At 65.6% G+C, this 1,729-nt stretch carries 2 protein-coding genes and 1 tRNA gene; all 3 read right to left on the minus strand.

The genetic code is table 11. The annotated features are described in order from the left end of the window. Positions 1-152: 152 nt before the first annotated feature. The 3 genes from VF497_RS05160 to mutY all read right to left on the minus strand — a co-directional run bounded on the left by VF497_RS05160 (position 153) and on the right by mutY (position 1,709). A tRNA-Phe gene (locus VF497_RS05160) sits at positions 153-228 on the minus strand. Positions 229-374: 146 nt separating this feature from the next. Further along, entirely contained in the window at positions 375-647 is a 273-nt protein-coding gene (locus VF497_RS05165; protein WP_330886566.1) for an oxidative damage protection protein, read from the minus strand. Positions 648-662: 15 nt separating this feature from the next. Further along, on the minus strand, positions 663-1,709 hold the full coding sequence (gene mutY, locus VF497_RS05170; protein ID WP_330886567.1) for an A/G-specific adenine glycosylase: 1,047 nt from the start codon (positions 1,707-1,709) through the stop codon (positions 663-665). Between the last annotated feature and the right edge of the window lie 20 nt (positions 1,710-1,729).

A 1,729-nucleotide genomic window follows, 5' to 3' on the forward strand; every position in this document is an offset into this window, starting at 1 on the left:
ATTTGGGATGCGGGTGGGGCCTGTCAAGGCCGTGTGTCGTCCCGCAATTAAGGGCGTCGAGCGTAGCGCGGGCCGCCGCAATGCGCCGATTTTCACCGGCGCCATGCCATCCAAGGGGCAGTGCGCCTGCAATTTGCAAGCAGTTGACTTGATGGTGGCCGGGGACGGAATCGAACCGCCGACACGGGGATTTTCAATCCCCTGCTCTACCAACTGAGCTACCCGGCCAAATGAAGTTTTCGATGCGGGGGCGCAAGAGGGCGCGGCCGCGGAAGGTCGCGTATTACAGCCGCTCGGCGGCGGCGAGTCAAGGGGAAAATCGCGGGCGGCGCGCGGATGCATTGCTGCGGATGGTAGCGGAGCGTCGTAGAAACTCAGTCGCTCTGCGGAACATAGCCCTGTGGCGCGGCCGAGCCTTCGCCGAAGAAATATTTTTCCATCTCGCCTTCGAGGAACTTGCGCGCCTTCGGATCGAGCGGCGACAGGCGGTTCTCGTTGATCAGCATGGTCTGGTGCGCGAGCCACTGTGTCCAGGCCTCCTTCGACACGTGTTCGAAGATGCGCTTGCCGAGTTCGCCGGGATAGGGCGCGTAGGCGAGGCCTTCGGCTTCGCGTTGCAGCTTGATGCAATGGATGGTGCGGGACATGGCGAGTCTCGGTTTTCAGGAAAGTGATTCGATCAGCTTGCGCACGGGCGCGGGCAGGCCGAGCGCAGCGGCTTCGTGCGGATGCAGCCAGCGTCTGTCGGCGGCGTCGGCCACGGAGTGTGCAGGTTGCAGGTCGAGCGCGAGCGGGGTGACGTCGAGCAGGTAGTGGCTGAAGCCATGCACGAACGGCGGCAGTGGACGGAAGACGATCGCGCTCGCATCTACTCCGTGTGTATGCGCGACTTCACCGCGCGCGGAAGCTTCGTCCTCGGCTTCGGGCAGGCTCCACAAGCCCGCCCAGACGCCGGTTGGTGCGCGCCGTTCGAGCAGCAGGCGGCCGTGCGCGTCGCGCAACACGAGCATGACTGTGCTGCGTGTTGGCCGTGCCTTGGCGGGCTTGCGCGCGGGCAGGGCAGCGGTGAGGCCGTCCCTATGCGCGACGCAATCGCTGGCGAAAGGGCAGGCATCGCAGCGCGGTTTCGCGCGCGTGCACACGGTTGCGCCGAGATCCATGATCGCCTGCGTGTAATCGGCGACGCGTTTGTGCGGCGTATGCGCGTCGGCGAGTTGCCATAGGCGGTTTTCCGTCGCTGCTTCGCCGGGCCAACCCGAGACGCCGTGGAAACGCGCGAGTACGCGCTTGACGTTGCCGTCGAGGATGGCGGAACGGCGATCGAAGGCCTGCGCAGCGATCGCGCCCGCGGTCGAGCGGCCGATGCCCGGCAGCGCGAGCAGCGCCTCGAAATCGTCCGCCAGCTCGCCGCCATGACGTTCGACGCAAATCTGTGCCGCGCGATGCAGGTTGCGCGCGCGGCTGTAGTAGCCGAGTCCCGACCACAGCGCGAAGACTTCGTCTTCGGATGCCGCCGCAAGCGATTTTATACTTTGCAACTTTTCCATAAAGCACAAAAAGTACGGAATGACCGTCGCGACCTGGGTCTGCTGCAGCATCACCTCCGACAGCCAGACGCGGTACGGCGTGCGCGGATGCTGCCAGGGCAGGTCGTGGCGCCCGTGCGCTTCGAACCAGCGCAGCAGGCGCGGGGCGAAATCCTCGCTCACGGCGCGGTGGCGTCGCCCTG

This window comes from Rudaea sp. (genome assembly GCF_036383415.1).
GTDB lineage: Bacteria > Pseudomonadota > Gammaproteobacteria > Xanthomonadales > Rhodanobacteraceae > Rudaea.

Excerpts from the sequence above, each read along its gene's own strand:
- VF497_RS05165 (WP_330886566.1), bottom strand. The coding sequence starts at position 647 with ATGTCCCGCACCATCCATTGCATCAAGCTGCAACGCGAAGCCGAAGGC.